Origin of the sequence: Synechococcus sp. CS-1332, from assembly GCF_025127995.1 — a bacterium.
In the GTDB taxonomy this organism is placed as follows: Bacteria; Cyanobacteriota; Cyanobacteriia; order PCC-6307; family Cyanobiaceae; genus Cyanobium.
In genome coordinates, this window is sequence record NZ_JAHLYP010000019.1 from 1 (window position 1) to 16,827 (window position 16,827).

General features: G+C 65.8%; 21 protein-coding genes. 9 read left to right on the plus strand and 12 right to left on the minus strand.

Going from position 1 to position 16,827, the window contains the following annotated elements; translation table 11 throughout:
- The 7 genes from KQ305_RS03675 to KQ305_RS03705 form a co-directional block, all read right to left on the minus strand.
- The coding region (locus KQ305_RS03675; RefSeq protein ID WP_259724085.1) for an RNA-binding protein at positions 1-314 on the minus strand (314 nt) is incomplete at its 3' end.
- A gap of 487 nt (positions 315-801) precedes the next feature.
- Positions 802-1,140: a hypothetical protein gene (locus tag KQ305_RS03680; protein WP_311134314.1), complete on the minus strand. Its 339-nt coding sequence runs from the start codon at positions 1,138-1,140 to the stop codon at positions 802-804.
- Positions 1,141-1,190: 50 nt separating this feature from the next.
- A complete protein-coding gene (locus tag KQ305_RS03685; RefSeq protein WP_399230497.1) occupies positions 1,191-1,889 on the minus strand; it encodes a fatty acid desaturase in 699 nt (232 codons plus the stop codon).
- A gap of 50 nt (positions 1,890-1,939) precedes the next feature.
- Positions 1,940-2,896, minus strand: a complete 957-nt coding sequence (locus tag KQ305_RS03690) for an orange carotenoid-binding protein (RefSeq protein ID WP_259724087.1) — start codon at positions 2,894-2,896, stop codon at positions 1,940-1,942.
- 193 nt (positions 2,897-3,089) lie between these two features.
- Positions 3,090-3,857 carry a phycobilisome rod-core linker polypeptide gene (locus tag KQ305_RS03695; RefSeq protein ID WP_259724088.1) on the minus strand — a complete coding sequence of 256 codons (768 nt, stop codon included), beginning with the start codon at positions 3,855-3,857 and terminating at the stop codon, positions 3,090-3,092.
- Between the two features lie 73 nt (positions 3,858-3,930).
- Complete coding sequence (locus tag KQ305_RS03700) at positions 3,931-4,260, minus strand: hypothetical protein (RefSeq protein WP_259724089.1); 330 nt, start codon at positions 4,258-4,260, stop codon at positions 3,931-3,933.
- A gap of 249 nt (positions 4,261-4,509) precedes the next feature.
- A complete protein-coding gene (locus KQ305_RS03705) occupies positions 4,510-5,337 on the minus strand; it encodes a transglutaminase family protein (protein WP_259724090.1) in 828 nt (275 codons plus the stop codon).
- Positions 5,338-5,550: 213 nt separating this feature from the next.
- Here KQ305_RS03705 and KQ305_RS03710 point away from each other — a divergent pair, with 213 nt between their 5' ends.
- From KQ305_RS03710 to KQ305_RS03725, 4 genes are read left to right on the plus strand one after another with little or no spacing between them, the layout of a single operon-like run.
- A complete protein-coding gene (locus KQ305_RS03710; RefSeq protein ID WP_399230502.1) occupies positions 5,551-6,534 on the plus strand; it encodes an ATP-binding cassette domain-containing protein in 984 nt (327 codons plus the stop codon).
- Positions 6,531-7,343, plus strand: a complete 813-nt coding sequence (locus KQ305_RS03715) for an ABC-2 family transporter protein (RefSeq protein WP_259724091.1) — start codon at positions 6,531-6,533, stop codon at positions 7,341-7,343. Before KQ305_RS03710 ends, KQ305_RS03715 begins: the two co-directional genes overlap by 4 nt.
- Positions 7,343-8,131, plus strand: a complete 789-nt coding sequence (locus KQ305_RS03720; RefSeq protein ID WP_259724092.1) for an ABC transporter permease — start codon at positions 7,343-7,345, stop codon at positions 8,129-8,131. Before KQ305_RS03715 ends, KQ305_RS03720 begins: the two co-directional genes overlap by 1 nt.
- Positions 8,132-9,007: a PfkB family carbohydrate kinase gene (locus KQ305_RS03725; protein WP_259724093.1), complete on the plus strand. Its 876-nt coding sequence runs from the start codon at positions 8,132-8,134 to the stop codon at positions 9,005-9,007. It begins immediately after the preceding gene.
- On the opposite strand, the gene KQ305_RS03730 is transcribed toward KQ305_RS03725, so the two are convergent.
- Positions 8,994-9,386, minus strand: a complete 393-nt coding sequence (locus KQ305_RS03730) for a VOC family protein (protein WP_259724094.1) — start codon at positions 9,384-9,386, stop codon at positions 8,994-8,996. The two genes, KQ305_RS03725 and KQ305_RS03730, sit on opposite strands and share 14 nt — an antisense overlap.
- Positions 9,387-9,452: 66 nt before the next feature.
- Here KQ305_RS03730 and KQ305_RS03735 point away from each other — a divergent pair, with 66 nt between their 5' ends.
- The 3 genes from KQ305_RS03735 (at position 9,453) to KQ305_RS03745 (ending at position 10,991) form a co-directional block, all read left to right on the plus strand.
- Positions 9,453-10,106: a class I SAM-dependent methyltransferase gene (locus tag KQ305_RS03735; protein ID WP_259724095.1), complete on the plus strand. Its 654-nt coding sequence runs from the start codon at positions 9,453-9,455 to the stop codon at positions 10,104-10,106.
- A gap of 9 nt (positions 10,107-10,115) precedes the next feature.
- On the plus strand, positions 10,116-10,703 hold the full coding sequence (locus KQ305_RS03740) for a pyridoxamine 5'-phosphate oxidase (protein ID WP_259724096.1): 588 nt from the start codon (positions 10,116-10,118) through the stop codon (positions 10,701-10,703).
- Positions 10,704-10,772: 69 nt separating this feature from the next.
- On the plus strand, positions 10,773-10,991 hold the full coding sequence (locus KQ305_RS03745) for a DUF2973 domain-containing protein (RefSeq protein WP_259724097.1): 219 nt from the start codon (positions 10,773-10,775) through the stop codon (positions 10,989-10,991).
- 9 nt (positions 10,992-11,000) lie between these two features.
- Here the strand turns inward: KQ305_RS03745 and KQ305_RS03750 are convergent, their stop codons facing one another.
- The 3 genes from KQ305_RS03750 to KQ305_RS03760 all read right to left on the minus strand — a co-directional run bounded on the left by KQ305_RS03750 (position 11,001) and on the right by KQ305_RS03760 (position 12,330).
- Positions 11,001-11,486, minus strand: coding sequence for a hypothetical protein (locus KQ305_RS03750; protein WP_259724098.1), 486 nt, complete (start codon positions 11,484-11,486; stop codon positions 11,001-11,003).
- A 376-nt stretch (positions 11,487-11,862) separates the two neighbouring features.
- A complete protein-coding gene (locus KQ305_RS03755; protein WP_254957045.1) occupies positions 11,863-12,006 on the minus strand; it encodes a chlorophyll a/b-binding protein in 144 nt (47 codons plus the stop codon).
- A gap of 63 nt (positions 12,007-12,069) precedes the next feature.
- A complete protein-coding gene (locus tag KQ305_RS03760) occupies positions 12,070-12,330 on the minus strand; it encodes a hypothetical protein (protein WP_259724099.1) in 261 nt (86 codons plus the stop codon).
- Between the two features lie 339 nt (positions 12,331-12,669).
- On the opposite strand from KQ305_RS03760, the gene KQ305_RS03765 reads away from it, so the two are divergent.
- On the plus strand, positions 12,670-14,244 hold the full coding sequence (locus KQ305_RS03765; RefSeq protein WP_259724100.1) for a deoxyribodipyrimidine photo-lyase: 1,575 nt from the start codon (positions 12,670-12,672) through the stop codon (positions 14,242-14,244).
- Positions 14,245-14,276: 32 nt separating this feature from the next.
- On the plus strand, positions 14,277-14,945 hold the full coding sequence (locus tag KQ305_RS03770; RefSeq protein WP_259724101.1) for a DoxX family protein: 669 nt from the start codon (positions 14,277-14,279) through the stop codon (positions 14,943-14,945).
- A 62-nt stretch (positions 14,946-15,007) separates the two neighbouring features.
- Here KQ305_RS03770 and KQ305_RS03775 read toward each other — a convergent pair whose 3' ends face one another.
- Positions 15,008-16,189, minus strand: coding sequence for a hypothetical protein (locus KQ305_RS03775; RefSeq protein ID WP_259724102.1), 1,182 nt, complete (start codon positions 16,187-16,189; stop codon positions 15,008-15,010).
- Between the last annotated feature and the right edge of the window lie 638 nt (positions 16,190-16,827).

Consider the following 16,827-nt stretch of genomic DNA (forward strand, 5'->3'; position numbering starts at 1 on the left):
CCGCCGCCGCCACCACCGCCGTAGCCGCCGCCACCGCCGGAGCGGCCGCCGCCGCCACCACCGCCGCCACCGGTGCGGGGCTCAGCCTTGTTGACGCGGATGCTGCGACCCATCCACTCCACATCCTGGAGATCGTCGATGGCCTTGGTCTCGTCGGCGTCGTTCGTCATCTCAACGAAAGCGAAGCCCCTCTTGCGGCCGGTGTCGCGATCCAGGGGAAGGGTGCACTGGCGAAGCTCGCCATACTGGGCAAAAAGATTTTTGACGTCTTCCACTTCGGCGTCGAAGGAAAGATTTCCGATGTAAATGGTCATGAACCTGAAAAAAACTTATGAACCGATCCTTCGACAGCCCTTTTAGAAAGTGATGAGCTTGCTGGAGAGAAATCTTGGAATCCCCCCAACCTTAAGCCCCCACGGGCCCAGAACCGGGGGTCGGGATGACCGTCCCTGATGCCGCCGCCACAGTGCTGCGGATATGCAGCCTCCAGGCCCACAGCGGCCCGACCTGTTGCGCCCTGCCACGGTGGCAGGCAGAGCGATCACCCCACAACAAAAATCCCCAGGCCCGAAGACATGGGGAAACCGAGGCTCAGACCAGACAGAACCTGGATGGGGATGGCCTTGCCCTGGCCCGTGAGCCGCTCTGTGCCAAGCCGATCACGACGCCGAGCATCGCGAGACGCCCAAGAAGTCTGGGGAAATAACTTCACTGAAGTTAACGCCTAAAATATCGTCGAGCGCCATGGGCTTTGAAAGGTAATCCGGCCTTGCCCAGGGCCATGGAGACCCGCCGTTCCATTCACATGCGGGACATGGCCGCAATCTTGGTGAGCTTCTCTTGATCCAGTCCTTCCAGTTCGTCCATCTGCAGCAATCCGTCTTTAACGAGGCTGGCAAACACGAACAGCAGACCAGGAAGACGGAAATCAAAGCGTCCTTCGATTTCGTGGCGTTGAATGCTAAGGAAATCATGAAGTTTCCAGCATTCCTCCACGCACTCCATGCGGCTGGCGTGGGCCTGGGCGGCCCGGATGATGCCCTGGGCGGCTCGGGAATGGGCCTTATCGAAGGCGCGACGGGCCACGTCCTGCTCCTGATCCGTCCACCCCAACACTGCTGTCACCATGGGTCTCAACATCTGATTTTTTGACGTTAACGCGCGACCTTGATCCGCCGCGAGCCGTTCCCCTACACGAGATCAAGAGAAACGCTCCGCCTCAACTCCGGCAGGCGAAACCAGGGCACCGCCGGGTAGGCATGGTGCTCCCAGTGGTAGCCGAAGTGATAACAAGCCAGCAGGGAAAGCAGGTGGGAGTACCCCAAACTTTGGATGGAATGGCTGCCGGCAGCGGCAGGTCCTCCGCTGCGATGGGGCAGATAGGTACCGAAAACGAACAGCTGAAACGAGCTCAGCACCAGCGGCAGGACCCAGAAAGCCATCACATTCATCGACCGCTGGGGTTCCACCACCATCAGCAGTCCTGCCACAGCGAACCAGCTGATCAGGAGCAGGGCCAGCTGGTTCAAGGAGAGGTAGTGGCCCATGAAACGCACATACCAAGGCAGGGGGCCGTCGCCGCTGGCCAGACGGAAATCAGGATCCCGGAGGCTGCCGGGGGAACGGTGATGGCGCAGATGGTGGCGGCGGCAACGGCCAAAGGGAAGGCCGGCGTAAAGCATCAAGGCCAGACGACCAAGACCGTCGTTGAGGCCTGGGATCCCGGGCACCAAGGTGCGGTGCATGGCGTCGTGACCAAGGATGAACAGACCCGTCTGCAGAAACGTGCGCACAGCAACGGCCAACACAATGGCCGACGGGGACCAGTGGGCTGGTTGGGCCAACAACAGGCCGACGAGGGTGGCAAACCACCCCCACAAGATCACCATTCCGAGCCAAAACCCCCTGCCCAGAAGGGCAGGTTGAATGGGAGAGCTCGTCAGCGTGCGAATTGGAGCAGCTCGGCCGGGGAGGCCAGCAGATCGATCGCCACGAAATAGATCTTGCCGTCGGGATCAAGCAGGAAGCGCCAAGCCACGTTCATGCCGACACCAGCGCCGAACCAGGGGGTCTGGACCTTTCCGGTGACTTTGATCTGGGTGAAGCCACCATCGGAGGGCTCGCTAACGCCACTCTCGGGGAGGAGTTTAAGGTTCTGGCAGTCTTCGCGGAAAAAGCGCAGCACAGCGTCGGTGCCGACGATGGGGCGCTGGAAGGGAGGCTGCAGAGCGCCGTCGGGAAGGAACAGCTTGATCAGCTGGTCAAAATCGTTGGCATTGAGAAGATCCATGTAGGACAGGATCGTGGAGTTGTCGATTCCCGCGATCGAGACCTTGGTGCGTTGCTCAGGAGCCGTGGGCAGCACGATCGGCTCAGCGATGCGCTCAGTCCCATCCACTTTGCTGGGATCGAAGCCCATGTCGACGACGAAGTTGCGCAGCACGGTGATCTGCTGACCCGCATCGATTCCCTTGAGGGAGGAGAGCACCGAAGCGGCGTTGGCCGAAAGCTGATAGCCCTCAGGGATAGGGGCGACGAGGCCTTCCTCCATCCACTCGCCCAAGCGATACCAGAATCCCAGCTTGATGTTGACCGACCAGATGGCGTAGGTGCGGCAGGTGTCGGTGTCGGCCCTGTTCGCCAGATCCACCATCACCTGGCTCTGCTCGGCGAAGGTCATGGCCTTGACCCGGTTGAGCACCGGCTCGGCGAACTGCATGCGGGCGGCTCCGGGCGCCGCGATGGTGATGGTCTTGCCCATCTCGAGGTAGGCGAACCAGATCAGCGCCAGCTGATCCTCCGCATTCAGCAAAGCAAAACGAGCGGTGAGGGCGGGCACCACATCGGCTGAAAGGGTGTCCGGAAAGATCTGGGACGCTTTTTCGAGCGTGAACATGACAGGAAAACTCCGGAGGTCAAGTAATCTTTACAAATCCTAATGCATGGTGGCGCCGGCACTGGCGCTGAAACCACCTGCTCCCAAGCCAAGCACGATTCCGTGTCTGTCAGCACAGCGGGCAATAAGCGGATAACCCATTACCAGACTTCGGGAAACGTCCTTGGGGGCGATCGCCCCCAGGGACCCTGAATCAATGCACGGCGGTGCTCAGCATGGCCGCCGCGGTCCAGAGCACCAGGCCCGTGATCGCAAAGCCACCGGCGGTGACCAACCCTTGCCAGAGCTGGCGCGCCAGGGGCGAGGGCTGTTCTCCAAGCCAGGCGGCACGTGGGGTGCCCGGCGACCAGGGACTGGAGCCACGGGGCGCCCGGCTGGCGACCACATCACGCCAGCGGCTGTCGTAGCGAGGAGCCTGCTGGTTGAAGGGGCGCTCGCCCTGCGCCCGACCCGGCAGCACCCGGGAGCGCTGATAGGGCACCGTGTCGTAACCGAAGGCGTCGAGATACTCGGCCGAGTCGAGCAGGGCGTCCACCAGGGTCACAAGTCCATGCTGGGCGATCAGGATCGAATAGCTGATGCGTTCCTGTTCGCCATAGACAGGCCGGCCCAGAAGCCTGCCAACCAGCTGCTCCACCAGGCGATAGTTGCTGTTGCAGTCATAGAAACCCTCACGGAATCGCCTGGAAAGCAGAAGTCCGCGGATGAAATCCCTCATGGTGATCTGTCCACTGCGAAGCTGGGATTCCAGCACGACTTCACGATCCACCTTGAAGGCGTGAAAGAAGATCTGGCGGTAGGCCTGCTCGATCTGAGCATCAAGATCCAGGCGGACCCCGGCGGCCTTGCCGGTCTCCAGGGAGGCGACGGCTTGGCGGGGAGATTCCTCACTGGCGATGGCGAAACTCGGCACCCTGGCGTTGAGGCTCGAGGGTCGGGCGGCGAGCAGGGGAAGGGCCATGAAGGGCTGCAGGGGGAATGACCCGGAAAGATACCGAAGATCAAAAGTGGCCCTGGGCAGGCGGCCCGATCCCTCACACAGCTTTACTTTTCTGGCCAGCCACGGGTGGTTCCTGCGGAGCCCGAGGCAGCAAAGGCGCGGCAAGCTCGGAAGGCTCACACTCCATTCTGAGCACCCGCTCGAGGGTCATGTTGCGGTAATTGCGCAGGCAGTATTTGCAGCCGCCGGTGGTCTGGAGATGGCGCTCAGGAGTGATCACGACCTCCCGGACGGGATGCTCCACGCAACGAATCTTGATTGGAGTGCGGAAGCTCTTGTAGATCATCTGGGAATAGTCGTATCGCGCGCCGAATCGGGAAATGGCTCTCTCCAGAAACGTGGCTTGATCAATCCGTAAACCCATTGTTCAGTGCGCGGGAATCTCTTCGTAAAGCCCAACGTATGGTGGCTCCTGAAACCCATCCCAAGGATGGGTCAGCGATGGGCTCCGTAGGGCGGAACGGTGCCTCTGCCGACTGTCATCGGAACGATCGACGGGTTCGACGGTCCCGGAACTGCCGGGATTCTGCCCCCTCAGCCAGGCGGGCAAGCCCAGCGCATGATTTCTCCACACTTGAACGCCGCCGCCGCTGAGGGCTGATCACTCCAGGCCTCAGTGGTGGGGGCTGTCGGAGGCTGCAAGCTCCTCGGTGACGACGCGAAATCCGGTGAGCTGGTGATCGCCGAAGGAGCGCAGGAAGGGCACATCCGCCGCGTCCCGGCCCCGGGCGATCAGCACCCGGCCGATCCGCGGAGTGTTGTAGCGGGCATCAAAGACGTGCCAGCGATCCTCGAGGAACGCCTCGAACCAGGCCGAGTAGTCAATCGGATCCGGCTGGGCCGCCACGCCCGAGTAACCCAGATAGCCGGTGCAATACCGCGCCGGAATGTTGAGGCAACGGCAGAGGCTGATCGCCAGGTGGGCGAAATCCCGGCAGACGCCGCGACCCTCCCGCAGGGCGTCGTGGGCGGTCTTGTCGCTGCGGGCGGCGCCGTAGTCGAAGCGGAGCTGCTCATGCACCCAGTCACAGATGGCCTGGACCCGCGACCAGCCGGGCCGGACCCCACCGAAGCGCCCCCAGGCGACCTGGGCCAGGCGATCGGTGTCGCAATAGCGGCTGGGGTTGAGATAGGGGTAGGTAACAATCGGCAGCGCCCCCACCGGGCACTCGCCCACATCCGCAGCCACCGGATCGGGATGGCCGTCATCGGCCACCACCACCTCGAACCCCAGCGTGGTGCTGCCGGCGGAGGCCATGAAGCGGCAGGCACGGTTGCCGTCGGCGTCGGTGAGCACCTCGGCGATGCGATCCGGGCTCAGCCACAACCGCTCCGGGCCACGCCGATCCTCCAGGCGGCTGCCATGGGGATGGACCAGGGCCAGCACCGGTGTCGGGGCCCAGCAGGAGAGGGTCAGTTCGCAACCAAGCCGGATCAGCATGGAGAAGGCATGAGGGACGGCAGCACCCCGATGGCTGATTGTGGCCCCCCGACGGAGTATCCGTGGCAGCCCGGCCAAGGTGTGCCAACACAGAGGGGCGCGCACCTTGGCTATGTCCACGGGCGCCGGAAGCAGCTGCTGCCCGGAAACCTCTGACCCCCTCCTTGAAGCGACGCCCTCGATAGGGTGGATTCCGCTCCCAAGCCCGTTCGCATGGCCATCGTCTGCGCGCAGGGCCTCGGCAAGACCTACCGGGTGGCCGACAAGCAACCCGGACTGGCTGGCACCCTGCGTCACTTCGTGAACCGCCGCGAGCGAGCGATCGAGGCCGTGCGGGATGTGAGCTTCTCGATCGAGCCGGGAGAGTTCGTGGGCTTCCTGGGGGCCAACGGCGCCGGCAAGACCACCACCCTCAAGATGCTCACAGGGTTGATCCACCCCACCAGCGGCACAGTGGAGGTGGCCGGTTGCCAGCCCCAGCGCCGCCAGGCGGACTTCCTCGGCCAGATCACCCTGGTGATGGGCCAGAAGCAGCAGCTGATCTGGGACCTGCCGCCGCTGGATTCCCTGCGGGTCAACGCCGCTGTCTACGGCATTCCCCCTGAGGAAAGCCGGCGTCGCATCGCCGAGCTGGCGGAGATGCTCGAGCTGGGGGACGAGCTGCGCCGGCCCGTGCGCAAGCTCTCCCTCGGCCAGCGGATGAAGGCGGAGCTCCTGGCGGCCTTGCTGCACCGTCCGGCGGTGCTCTTCCTGGATGAACCCACCCTGGGGCTGGATGTGAACGCCCAGGCCCGGGTGCGCAGCTTCCTGGCCGACTACAACCGCCGCTTCGGCGCCACCGTGCTGCTGACCAGCCATTACATGGCCGACATCACCGCCCTCTGCCCCCGGGTGCTGCTGATCCACGAGGGCCGTCTCTTCTACGACGGCGGCCTGGAGACGCTCACCCAGCGGCTGGCCCCCTGCCGGGAGGTGCGCCTCGAGTTGCACGCGCCCATGGGGGCCGACGCCTTCGCCAGCTACGGCGAGGTGGAGTCCATCGAGGGCCGGGAGGTGCGGTTGCTGATCCCGCGGGAACGGCTCACCGAGCAGGTGGGACGCCTGCTGGCCGATCACGCCGTGGTGGATCTCTCGATCTCCGACCCGCCGATCGAGGACATCATCGGGCGACTGTTCCATCAGGGGGCCCTGGCATGAGGCGCCCCCTCCTCCAGCGGCTGGCCCACGGCCGCCGCATCGCCGCTGTGCTGCTGTCCAGCCAGTACGCCTACATGCTCGAGTACCGGGCCGAGATCGTGCTCTGGGCCCTCTCGGGGGTGCTGCCCTTCATCATGCTGGGCCTCTGGAGCGCCATTGATGCCGGGGGCGGCCTGGGCATGAGCTCCCTGCAGCTGGCCCGCTACTTCCTGGCGGCGTTTGTGGTGCGGCAGTTCACGATCGTGTGGGTGATGTACACCTTCGAGGAGGACAACCTCACCGGCCGCCTGTCGCCCTACCTGCTCCAGCCCCTGCCCCTGGTGTGGCGCTATGTGGCCGCCCACCTGTCGGAGCAGGTCACCCGACTGCCGTTCGTGGTGCTGCTGGTGGGACTGTTCTTTCTCCTCTATCCCGCCGCCTTCTGGTGGCCCTCGCTGTCGTCGCTGCTGCTGGGGATGCTGGCCACCCTGGCCGCCTTCGCCCTGCGGTTCCTGATGCAGTTCACCCTGACGATGGTGTGCTTCTGGAGCGAGAAAGCCAGCGCCCTGGAACGCCTCCTCTACCTGCCTTACCTCTATCTCTCAGGGCTGGTGGCCCCCCTGGCGCTTTATCCGGAGGGGGTGCGGACCTTCGCCTTCTGGACCCCCTTCCCCTACATGGTCGATGTGCCCGCCAGGATCCTGGCCGGTGAGACGGTGCCGTTCGGCCCAAGCTTTGCGGCCATGGCCGCCTGGGCTGCCCTGTTCCTGCCCATCAACCTGCTGCTGTGGCGCCGGGGACTGCGCCACTATTCGGCGATGGGGGCCTGATGGGCCGCTATCTCTCCACCCTGCGCATCTTCTGGATCGCCTCGCTGACGGCGGAGCTGGAATACAAGGCCAACTTCGTGATTGAGCTGGTGGCCACGGCCGGCAATCTGGTCGGCAGCATCTTCGTGCTGTCGCTCTTCTACGGGCGCGGCCAGTCGCTGGGGGGCTGGAGCTGGGAAGGGGCCCTGGTGGTGCTGGGGGTTTACACCTTGCTGGAGGGGGTCACCAGCACGCTGCTGCAGCCCAACCTCAGCACGATCGTCGCCCACGTGCGCACCGGCAGCCTCGATTTCGTCCTGCTCAAGCCGATCGACAGCCAGTTCTGGCTGTCGGCCCGCACCTTCTCCCCCTGGGGTCTGCCCGGCATCGCCCTGGGGGCCGGCCTGATCGGCTACGCCGCCTGGAGGGCCGGCGCCAGCCCGGCCCCCCTCACCCTGCTGGCGGCAGCCCTGATGCTGGTTGCCAGCCTGCTGATCCTCTACAGCCTCTGGTTTGTGCTGGCGGCCAGCAGCATCTGGTTCGTGAAGATCTGGAACGCCACCGAGGTGCTGCGCAGCGTGCTGGTGGCGGGTCGCTTTCCGGTGAGTGCCTTCCCGGCCGGGTTGCGCGCCTTCTTCACCTTCGTTGTGCCGGTGGCCTTCCTCACCACCGTGCCCGCCGAGGCAATCCTGGGGCGGGCCTCCGGACCCTGGCTGCTGGCCGGGGGGGCCGTGGCCGCCGGCTCCCTGGTGGTGAGCCGTTGGTTCTGGCAGTTCGCCCTGCGCTTCTACACCTCCGCCTCCAGCTGAATGGAGCCGCTCTTCCCCCTTCCCCTGGACGCCCTGCCGGCCCTGCCAGCCCTGGCCCTGGCGGTGGTCGGCCATGTGGAGATGGTCAGCTTCATCGGCGTTGAGCACCTGCCGGCAGCCGGGGAGATCCTCCACGCCAAAGAGTTCTGTGAACTCCCCGCCGGAGGCGGCGCCGTGGTGGCGGTGCAGATGGCCCGCCTCACGGGACAGCGCATTACGTTCTTCACCGCCCTGGGCGACGACGCGATCGGGCGCCGGGCCGCCGCGGAACTCGAGGCGCTGGGGCTGGAGCTGCACATCGCCTGGCGAGAGGCCACGACCCGGCGGGGGATCACCTTCATCGACGCCGGCGGCGAGCGCACCATCACCGTGATCGGCGAGCGGCTGATGCCCACCGGCGCCGATGGGCTGCCGTGGCAGCGCCTGGGTCAGGCCGACGGCGTGTTCGTCACCGCCACCGATGCCGGCGGGCTGCGGCTGGCACGGCAGGCCCGGGTGCTGGCCGCCACCCCTCGGGTGCGGCTGCCCACCTTGAACGCGGCTGGCGTGAGCCTGGAAGCCCTGATCGGCAGCGCCACCGACCCCGGCGAGGCCTACCGGCCGGGGGATCTGGATCCAGCGCCATCGCTCTACATCGGCACCGAGGCCGAGCGGGGTGGTGCGCTGGATCCCGGTGGCCGCTACGCCGCCGTGCCGCGCCAGGGGCCCGTGCTGGATGCCTATGGCGCCGGCGACAGTTTCGCCGCCGGTGTCACCACGGCCCTGGCCGCTGGCTGGAGCCTCCAGGAAGCCATCAGCCTTGGCGCCCACTGCGGCGCGGCCTGCCTGGATGGCCGCGGACCCTACGCCAGTCAGCTGCAGCTCAGCCTGCGCTGACCAGCAGCAGCAAGCGGTTGCCCTCCGGATCGGCCAGCCAGGCCTCGGCGCCGAAGGGTTCCTGCCGCGGTGGCTCCACCGCCACCGCCCCCAGGGCCAGCATGGCGGCGTGCCAGTCGTGGAGCACCTGCAGGGGTGGGAGCGCCCCCGCCGGGCGGGAGAAGCAGAGGGCCAGCCGGCCCTCGCCGCGGGGGCGGGGACGCTGGCGCGACGGGGCATAGATCTCCAGCCGCCCTTCGCCCGGCCCCAGCAAGCGCCAGTGGCGGGCGCTGGAGCCAACGAGGGGGGTGCTCTGGAGCAAGGCGCCATAGAAGGCGGCTAGGCGTTCAGGCTCGTCGGCGGCCAGCACCAGGAAGGGGGGCGGAACGGCAGGGGTCATGGCGGAAAGCGCCACCTCGGGCGCCGTGATTCGCCACCATGGCAGCAGAACGGACTCCCGAGGGCCATGGCGGTGCTGGTGCTGAGCGAGGCGGAGCGGCGCAAGCTGGACGGCTCCGACGACGCCCTCTTCTATGCCGAGCCGCGCTATGTGCAGCACCTTGACGGCGCCTTCCGCCGCCGGCTCACGGCGCTCTACCGCGAGCGGATCCCCCCCTGTGCGGTGGTGCTGGATCTGATGAGCAGCTGGGTGAGTCACCTGCCCGAGGAGATCCGTTACGAGGAGGTGATCGGCCACGGCCTCAACGGGGCCGAGCTGGCGGCGAACCCCCGGCTGGATCGGCACTGGCTGCAGAACCTCAACCAGGACCAGCGGCTTCCCCTGGCGGACGCCAGCGTGGATGCGGTGCTGATGGTGGCGGGCTGGCAATACCTGCAACGGCCCGAACCGGTGGCGGCCGAACTGCTGCGCGTGGCGCGCCCCTGCGGCCAGGTGATCGTGGCCTTCTCCAACCGGATGTTCTTCCAGAAGGCGCCCCAGGTCTGGACGGACGGCAGCGACCGGGATCACCTCGCCTACATCAGCCGGGTGCTGCAGGCCCAGGGCTGGCCGGCGCCGCAGCTGATCGCCGAACCGACCAGGGCCGAGGGCCCCCAGGGCTGGCTGGGGGGACAGGGGGATCCGTTCTTTGCCGTGGTGGCCGAAAAGCCTGCGCCCTAGGCCCGCACCATGCCCGACGCCCTGCCACCCGCTTCAGAGTCCCTTCCCCCGTGGCGCCCGCTGCTGCGCGGCGCACTGGAACGGCAGGGACGCTCCCCCCAGGCCCGCTGGCTGCAGCTGGCCAGCCTGGCCCGGGACGGCACCCCGAGGGTGCGCACCTTGGTGTTCCGCTGCTGGGTCGGGGCGGCGGCGCTTGATCTGCTCACCGACAGCCGCAGCGCCAAGAGTGGTGAACTGACAGGGGAGGCACCGCTGGAACTCTGCTGGGTGCTCCCGAAGGCCCGGAGCCAGTTCCGCCTGCGGGGCCATCGACTGCAGCTTGGCGGCGAGGAGGGACTGCAGGCCCTGGAACGCCACTGGCAGGCCCTGACCCCCAGGGGCCGCGCCCTCTGGGGCTGGCCCGCGCCGGGGGAACCCCTTCAGGCAGAAGCGAACTTCCCCCGGGAACTCAACGACGAGGCGCCGAGGCCGGAGCATTTCGAACTGCTGCGGGTGCAGTTGCAGCGGGTGGAACTGCTGGAGCTGCTGGGTCACCCGCACCATCGCCGCTGCTGGCGAGCCGACACGGGCTGGCAGCAGGAATGGCTCAATCCATGAGTCTTCTCGCCGAAGCGTCGCCCACGTTTAACAGATCTTTACATTAGGCTGGATGAAAGAGAGACACCCATGCTGGAAGCCCTTTTTCCCATCGTCTATATGGTCAGCTTCGCGGTGATCGCTGGCGGCGCCTTTGCCCTGATGACCCAGAACCTACGCAGCGCCTCCACCGGGTCGACCAGGACCAGGCAGCCCTCCCATCCCGAAGCTCCTGCCCCGGGTGAAGAGGTGCTGTACGTAGACCTCAGTCGCGAACGGCTCGAGCAGCTCTACGAACAGGCCAGCTGAAGCGGCCCTTCAGCTGGGAAACACGGTGATGCTGGACGTTTCCAGATAGTTGTCGTCCGCCATGCTGTCGACCCGGAAAGAGGTCCAGGTGGCGAAGGGTTCTGGATCCGTGGCGGCCACCGGCCATTCAATCCGTCGCCTCTGGTACGTGAGGCCGACGCAGGTCAGAGCCTGATCGTCGGCCATCAGTGACCAAAGCAGCCGTAAATCACTGCGTTCATAAGGAATCTTCCCCTGCTGAACGCAGGGGTCGGCCGGATATCCGGGTGAAAGCTCAAGGGATCGCTGGTTCTCCCAGCAGAGATAGTCGCCGTTTTCGGTCGGATAGAACCAGCACGTTTCGTTGTCGGCATCCCTTAACGAGAACTGATCGAGACAGCGAATGGATTCGATGCCCACGCGATCAGCAGGATGGCCAGAGCGTCCTTCCAGTTCAGGACCACTGAGTTCGTAGGCCCCGAGCCAGAGGGAACGAGGCTCCAGATGGGGCACCAAGGCATCACAGATAAGCCTGCGTGGGGGCGCCCCATCCGGGCAGGGGCTCGAAGGGACATCCAGGCAGGGATCACTGCGGAGAGGCTCGAAAGGGTCGGCGCCACTGACATTCGCCTGACCTGAAGCAACAAGGTCGTCGAGACACTGATCGGTAGGCGCTGCCACCCGGAACATGCGCAGGGCGATGCCGCTGCCGATTCCGAGACGTTGAGCCGCCCTGAGCTCGTCCCAGGTGGCGCCATCGCCCGGGAGAGTTCCCTCGGGAGACAGTACGAAGACGAGAGCGTGCGCCATGGGGAAACGGGGGGAACGCTGCAGACATCAAAGCCCGGATGGCAAAACCATCCGGGCTGATGTTGGCGAACCTTCCGACTGATCAGCCGAGGCCGATCTGGGCAAGGATGCCTTGGCCGGTGAGGATCTCGGTGCCGAGGCCGATCACGAAACCGAGCATGGCAAGACGGCCGTTCCAGGTTTCAGCGAAAGCGACGAAGCCGAAGCGGGAGGTGGAGTCGGTCATGGAAGAAGTTTGGTTGCGGAACTTGAAGGGAGTGTAAACGATCGTGAAGCGTTGTGACTGTCGTCAGCGATGCCGTTGACGACCGAGGGGCTCGATCCATTCCTCGAGAACGCCTGGGGCGGTCTCCTCGGGGGCCGGGGCGTCGGCAGACACCAGGCGGCAGCCCAGCTGGATGTCGCCCTGATCGAGCAGACGACCGAGCCTGAGGGCTGTGGCTTCCTCCAGGCGGGAGAAACGGTCCTGCCCATGGGTGAGCCAGGAGAGTTCGGTGGGGGTGATGATCCCGGTGGACAGGGATTCGAGGTAGAGCTCGCCGACCGTCATGGCTGATGTAACGGAACGTAAAGATTCTGGCGTGAGACGAAGGGGACTGTGAAACGGAGCGCGGCTGGGGGCCTACGGGCCTGCAGCAGACGTACCTTTACAATTCGTAAGACGTTCTTCGGGGACGGGTTCGCTGACCCGTCCTTTTTTTTGCCCATCTCCCCTCTCCACACCTGCAGGATGAAACCTCAGTCGGGGGGAAGCTGATGGAGACGGAAACGCTGCTGCCCCTCGCCGGTGCGGCGGTGCTGACCCTGATGGTGGTGGTGGGAGTCGTGGTGGTCGTGCTCCGGCCCAGCGACCTGCCAAAGCGCTGAACGGGATTCCTACCCTGCAGCCATGGCGCTTCAGGTGGTCTGGTTCAAGCGCGATCTGCGCATTCACGACCACCGCCCCCTGGTGGAAGCGGCCCGACGCGGCCCCGTGCTTCCCCTGTACGTGGTGGAACCGGAGCTCTGGCAACGTCCGGACGGCTCAGCCCGCCAGTGGGACTTCTGCCTGGAGGCCCTTCAGGACCTAAACAACGCACTGGCCGGCCTGGGCCAGCCCCTGGTGGTCAGGGTCGGTGAGGTGGTGGCCATGCTTGAGGCCGCCCATGGCCGCCACGGCATCGACGGGCTCTGGAGCCACCAGGAGACCGGCAACCTCTGGACCTACGCCCGGGACCGCCGGGTGGCCGCCTGGGCGAGGGATCGGGGGATCCCCTGGCAGGAATTTGCCAGCTTCGGCGTGATCCGCGGACTGAAGGATCGCCGTGGCTGGGCCAGGTCCTGGGAACAGCGCATGGCCGAACCCCTGCAGGCACCTCCAGCGGCCCTGTCCCCCCTGGTCGGGATCGCCCCCCGAACCCTGCCCACCTCAGGCGATCTGGGTCTGGCGGCAGACCCCTGCCCCCAACGACAGCGGGGTGGCCGCCAGGCCGGTCGGGAGCTTCTGGAGGGATTCCTGCGCCAACGGGGACGCGGCTACCACCGCCGCCTCTCCAGTCCCCTGACCGCCTTCGAGGCCTGTTCGCGGCTCTCGCCCCATCTGGCCTGGGGCACCCTGTCGATGGGGGAAGTGGTGCAGGAAACCCGCGAGCGCCGTTTGGCCCTGGCAGAGCTGCCCGCCAACGCCGCCGCCGGCTGGCCCCGGGCCTTGGACGCCTTCGTCTCGCGCCTGCACTGGCACTGCCATTTCATCCAGAAGCTGGAACGTCAGCCCTTGATCGAAATCCAGGAGCTCCATCCCGCCACCCGCGGGCTGCGCCACACCGATCCCGAGCGGCTGGCGGCCTGGAGCGAGGGGCGCACGGGGGTGCCATTTGTCGATGCCTGCATGCGCGCCCTGCACCACAGCGGCTGGATCAACTTCCGCATGCGAGCCATGCTGCTGTCGTTCGCCAGTCATCACCTCTGGATCGACTGGCGCGACAGCGGCCTCCACCTGGCTCGCCAGTTCGTGGACTACGAGCCAGGCATCCACTGGAGCCAATGCCAGATGCAGAGCGGCACCACGGGCATCAACACGATCCGGATCTACAACCCGGTCAAACAGGGCCTCGACCACGATCCGGACGGCCTGTTTCTGGGACGCTGGTTGCCGGAACTGGCGGCGGTGCCAGCCATCTGGCGGCATGAGCCCTGGCGGATGGATCCGGGCACCCAGGAGGCGTGCGGCTGCCGCATCGGGCTGGACTACCCCGCCCCGATCGTGGATGTGGCCACCGCCGCCAGGGAGGCACGGGAACGGCTCTGGGGACTGCGGCGTCAGCCCGGCTTCGGCGCCGCCGCCGACGCGATCCAGGAACGGCATGGCTCCCGGCGATCGGGACTGCCCCCCTTCGGCAAGGGCAGGGTCCCCAGGCGGCGGATCGCCGATGGCCAGCTCTGCCTGGATCTGGGCCTGGATCCTGCTTCACGTTCCGTTACGTGAGACGGCAGAATCTTCATAATTCTCCCGCTGACATGACCACTACGCTTCTGCTCGAGATCTTTGCGGGCTTCTTCACCGCCTTCATCGCGCTCTGGGTTCTCGCCCTCAACCGGCCCACAGCGTCCGTCACCACCACGTTGGAATCCGGCACCGGCCCATCGGCTTCACCGTCCTCCATTCCCGCCAACCTGCGCCGGGGGCTGCAGACCTACTTTCTTCGGGAGGGGCGCCTGGCCAACACCGGCCTGCTGATCCTGCGGCTGGCGATCGGCGCGATGATGATCCACCACGGCCAGGACAAACTGGCCGATCCCCAGGCGTTTGCGACCAACTACGTGGTGCCCCTGCACCTGCCCTTCCCCCTGTTCTTCGCCCACGTGGCGGGCTACTCCGAGATCCTGGGCAGCTGGCTGCTGATCCTCGGTCTGCTGTCGCCCCTGGGTGCCCTGGCCCTCACCGGCACCATGACCGTGGCCGCCTACCACCACATCCTCACCAGCGGCCTCAACATCTACGTTCTGGAACTCGTTGTGCTCTATCTGGGCGGCAGCCTGGCCCTGCTCCTTGTTGGTCCTGGCCGCTACTCCTTTGATGCCGGCATCGTGGACGGGTTGCTGGCCGATTCCAGCGCTTCAGCGACGAACGCCTCGGCTGCGAGCGAGTCTTCTGTCCCCTACGGCGTGGTGGTCGAAGCCAGCTGAGCCTGCCCACCTTCCAGCAGATGGCCTGAAGCTCAATCGACCGTCTGTTGGGCCGTTCCACTTCACAAAGTACCAGGCCCAGCAGACGGAGCAACCAGTTCCACAGAGCGTTGCTCAGACGACGTGGCTGTGATCTGGCTTCGGGGAGCACCGCCCCAGCGCAACTGGATGCCACCTCCCAGATCCCAGGAGGTCCCACCGCCGTAGAAGCCAGCGCCACCACGCACATAGAAGGTGGTGTTGTCGCGCAAGGTGTAGGCCAGGCCTCCCTGCAACCCCAGGCCACTGCCCTGGATCAGCGAACCGGCGGGCAGGTTCGTGGCCAGGCCGAAGCCGTCGTTCACCCGGTTGGATGGCGCATTGCCCAGGAAACCGGCCCCGAGCCAGCTCAGGCGCAGGGAGGGAGTGAGCAGATTGTGGCCGTCCTTCAAGGTTGCCCTCCAGGTGAGGCCAATGTCCGCCGTGCCCACCGTGCTGTTGGAGGACGGAACATTCCAGAGGCGGTTGGTGGCCAGATCCGGAACGGTGACTCCACCAAGGGACAGGCTTGTCAGGGTCAACAGGGAGCTGGGCTCGAGGATCTGACTCTCCGACAAACTGATCCTGCCGCCAAAACGGGTGGACAGGTTGAAGGCGCTGCCTCCCACCGAAGGAGTGCTGCTGCGGTTCCCGAAGGCGTTACTGCTGCTGATGGCGAAGGGCTGATCCGCCTGCAGTCCATCGCCGCCGGCCGCCAGGCCGACGAACCAGCTGGGCTTGGCCACCTGCACCAGAAGCCCTCCACCCCCCAGCTGCGTACGGGCGGAACGGCCGCTGAACTGGGTGCCACCGGTGGCCGCAAAGGAGCCAGCATCGGCCGAGAAGCTGCCGAATCGTCCAAAGGCGCCGATCACCAGATCGCCGACGGCGTAATTCAGCAGCAGGCCCGTCTGGGCACCACTGAAGGAGGAGGGTCCTCCCGAAGCCCCCTGGATCAACGGGCCACCGAAGCCGCCTCCGAACAGGCGCAGCCGCCAGCCATCCCGTTCACTGACGTAGCCGCCCGACTTGAGGCTGAAACGAACATCCGAATCTGATCCACCGTCCGGCAATGGCTCGGCCAGGGTGGACGTGCTTCGCACCTTTTGGGGAAGGAGCTCCAGGAGTTCCCGGCTGAAGCTCTGCCAGCCGAGGCCCGCCCCCAGCGGAACCACCCGAGCATCAAGCCGATCGACATCGACCAGCAGCGGGCGGGCCGGGGCCACGGCGGCCGGGGTGGGGTCCGGCGTGGTGACAGGCGGTGTGACAGACGGTGTGACCGGGGGTGTGACCGGGGGTGGCAGGCAGAACTCAGCCTCGGTTCCGTCGGGGCACAGAATCGCGTGGGCCTCCCCGGCCCCAAGCATGGCGCCGACAACGACGGGGACAAGCAGAGCGAATCGAAGACCTGGACTCCGTTGGTGACGGCGGGCTGCCGAGCCGGCGCCAGTGGGTGCCGATAGCTCTGAACTACTGAGCCAGGTGCTCCCTGAAACGGAGGCAAGACGCGCTGGAATCGCAGGATGGTTGACAGTTTCAACCGCCGATGAAGAGGCCAACGAGGCTGGACGCAAGGGCGATTCAGCAGACGGTTCCGGAAAGCAACCAGACAGCATTCAGAACAGATAAGGGGTTGGGAATTTATAGCGAGGTTGAGACGCAAAAGACCGGACAGCGGTGGGTTGCTTAGTAGCCTCTAACATTTCTCTAAGGATTCTCCAAGATCGTAGGCCGGATCGGGCTGGCCTCTGATGTGATACGAGCAGGCCGAGTCGCGTGTTGTTCCCCGTACCGCAAAAGGGCCATTGGGCAAGATCGAGCAACCTTCATGAAGTGTGCTTAACATTCACGACATCCTCAGGAT

Bases quoted from the DNA above. Each gene is read 5' to 3' on its own strand.
- KQ305_RS03760 (WP_259724099.1), bottom strand. From the start codon at position 12,330: ATGACGGTCGGCGAGCTCTACCTCGAATCCCTGTCCACCGGGATCATC.
- KQ305_RS03770 (WP_259724101.1), top strand. From the start codon at position 14,277: ATGACCACTACGCTTCTGCTCGAGATCTTTGCGGGCTTCTTCACCGCC.
- KQ305_RS03735 (WP_259724095.1), top strand. From the start codon at position 9,453: ATGGCGGTGCTGGTGCTGAGCGAGGCGGAGCGGCGCAAGCTGGACGGC.
- KQ305_RS03765 (WP_259724100.1), top strand. From the start codon at position 12,670: ATGGCGCTTCAGGTGGTCTGGTTCAAGCGCGATCTGCGCATTCACGAC.
- KQ305_RS03755 (WP_254957045.1), bottom strand. From the start codon at position 12,006: ATGACCGACTCCACCTCCCGCTTCGGCTTCGTCGCTTTCGCTGAAACC.
- KQ305_RS03715 (WP_259724091.1), top strand. From the start codon at position 6,531: ATGAGGCGCCCCCTCCTCCAGCGGCTGGCCCACGGCCGCCGCATCGCC.
- KQ305_RS03745 (WP_259724097.1), top strand. From the start codon at position 10,773: ATGCTGGAAGCCCTTTTTCCCATCGTCTATATGGTCAGCTTCGCGGTG.
- KQ305_RS03680 (WP_311134314.1), bottom strand. From the start codon at position 1,140: ATGTTGAGACCCATGGTGACAGCAGTGTTGGGGTGGACGGATCAGGAG.
- KQ305_RS03740 (WP_259724096.1), top strand. From the start codon at position 10,116: ATGCCCGACGCCCTGCCACCCGCTTCAGAGTCCCTTCCCCCGTGGCGC.
- KQ305_RS03685 (WP_399230497.1), bottom strand. From the start codon at position 1,889: ATGGTGATCTTGTGGGGGTGGTTTGCCACCCTCGTCGGCCTGTTGTTG.
- KQ305_RS03710 (WP_399230502.1), top strand. From the start codon at position 5,551: ATGGCCATCGTCTGCGCGCAGGGCCTCGGCAAGACCTACCGGGTGGCC.
- KQ305_RS03730 (WP_259724094.1), bottom strand. From the start codon at position 9,386: ATGACCCCTGCCGTTCCGCCCCCCTTCCTGGTGCTGGCCGCCGACGAG.
- KQ305_RS03720 (WP_259724092.1), top strand. From the start codon at position 7,343: ATGGGCCGCTATCTCTCCACCCTGCGCATCTTCTGGATCGCCTCGCTG.
- KQ305_RS03690 (WP_259724087.1), bottom strand. From the start codon at position 2,896: ATGTTCACGCTCGAAAAAGCGTCCCAGATCTTTCCGGACACCCTTTCA.
- KQ305_RS03705 (WP_259724090.1), bottom strand. From the start codon at position 5,337: ATGCTGATCCGGCTTGGTTGCGAACTGACCCTCTCCTGCTGGGCCCCG.
- KQ305_RS03695 (WP_259724088.1), bottom strand. From the start codon at position 3,857: ATGGCCCTTCCCCTGCTCGCCGCCCGACCCTCGAGCCTCAACGCCAGG.
- KQ305_RS03725 (WP_259724093.1), top strand. From the start codon at position 8,132: ATGGAGCCGCTCTTCCCCCTTCCCCTGGACGCCCTGCCGGCCCTGCCA.
- KQ305_RS03700 (WP_259724089.1), bottom strand. From the start codon at position 4,260: ATGGGTTTACGGATTGATCAAGCCACGTTTCTGGAGAGAGCCATTTCC.